The organism is Bifidobacterium sp. UBA6881 (assembly GCA_002451435.1).
In the GTDB taxonomy this organism is placed as follows: domain Bacteria; phylum Actinomycetota; class Actinomycetes; order Actinomycetales; family Bifidobacteriaceae; genus Bifidobacterium.
The window spans coordinates 15305-16678 of sequence record DKCF01000016.1; the positions used below are offsets into that span (position 1 = coordinate 15305).

1 protein-coding gene is annotated in these 1374 nt (G+C 61.2%); it reads left to right on the forward strand.

Going from position 1 to position 1374, the window contains the following annotated elements; genetic code table 11:
• Window positions 1-351 precede the first annotated feature (351 nt).
• Complete coding sequence (locus B3C64_RS01240; RefSeq protein ID WP_291533168.1) at window positions 352-1365, forward strand: ribose-phosphate diphosphokinase; 1014 nt, start codon at window positions 352-354, stop codon at window positions 1363-1365.
• Window positions 1366-1374: the final 9 nt, after the last annotated feature.

The following is a 1374-nucleotide window of genomic DNA, read 5'->3' on the forward strand; positions in this document are numbered from 1 at the left end:
GGCCCAAATGGGCGTATGGACCGCACTCCGATTGGTGGATTGAGAAAATTCACATCCACGGAATCGGGAGTGCGGTCCTTTCTATGCGCTGCGGTTTCGCACGATTTGGAAAAAATGCGTGAAAAATGGATTGTGCGATACCCAAGACCGCGCAAGGCCCTATAGAGGCTCTATAAATACCCCCGTACCGTTGTTTCCAGCCGTGTCGGAGATGAAAAACGAGGTTGCGCATCGCACGATTCAATATTTTGCGGCAAAAGTGGAATCGTGCGAAGAGCACGCTATGGGCACCCGCATTGTTATATTGGAGTTTGGCTTAATTTCACGCACCGAACATTTGGAAGGCGAAGCATGTCGGCGATTCTCGAAGGCACTCCGGATAAGAAACTGGCGTTGGTGACGGGTCGTGCATACCCCGAACAGGCCGTGGAAACCGCGAAATATCTCGGCACCGACGTTCTGGAGACCACCGCCTACGATTTCGCCAACGGTGAGATGTACGTGCGCTACACCGAGCCGGTGCGTGGCGCCGACGCCTTCATCATGCAGGCCCACACCGAGCCGATCAACAAGTGGATCATGGAACAGCTCATCATGGTGGACGCCATGAAGCGCGCCTCCGCGCGTTCCATCACCGTGGTCGCCCCGTTCCTTGGCTATTCCCGTCAGGACAAGAAGCACCAGGGGCGCGAGCCCATCACCGCCCGCCTGATGTTCGACCTGTTCCGCTCCGCCGGCGCGGACCGCATCATGACGGTCGACCTGCATGCCGCGCAGGAGCAGGGATTCTTCAACGGCCCGGTCGACCATCTGACCGCCATGCCGATCCTGATCGACTACGTGCGGGGCCACATGCCGCTGGAGAACACCACCATCGTCTCTCCAGATGCCGGCCGCATCAAGGTTTCCGAGCAGTGGGCCGCGAAGCTCGGCGGTCTGCCGCTCGCGTTCATCCACAAGACGCGCGACATCACCCGTCCGAACCACGCCGTTGCGCATGGCATCATCGGCCAGGTGAAGGGCCGTGACTGCGTGGTCGTCGACGACATGATCGACACCGCCGGCACCATCTGCGAGGCCGTGCGCACCCTGAACAACGCGGGCGCGAAGTCCGTGACGCTCGTCGCCACCCATGGTCTGCTGTCCGGCCCGGCCGTTGAGCGTCTGAGGGACTGCGGCGCCAAGGAGATCGTGCTCACCGACACGGTGCCGGTTCCGGAGGCGAAGCGCTTGCCGAACATGACCGTGCTGTCGGTGGCCCCGCTGCTCGCGGCGGGCATCCGCTCCGTGTTCGAATCCGGCTCCGTTTCGACGCTGCTCAACGGACTGCCGGAAGACATGCGTCCGCGCAACATCTACGCCTGACGCATCTCC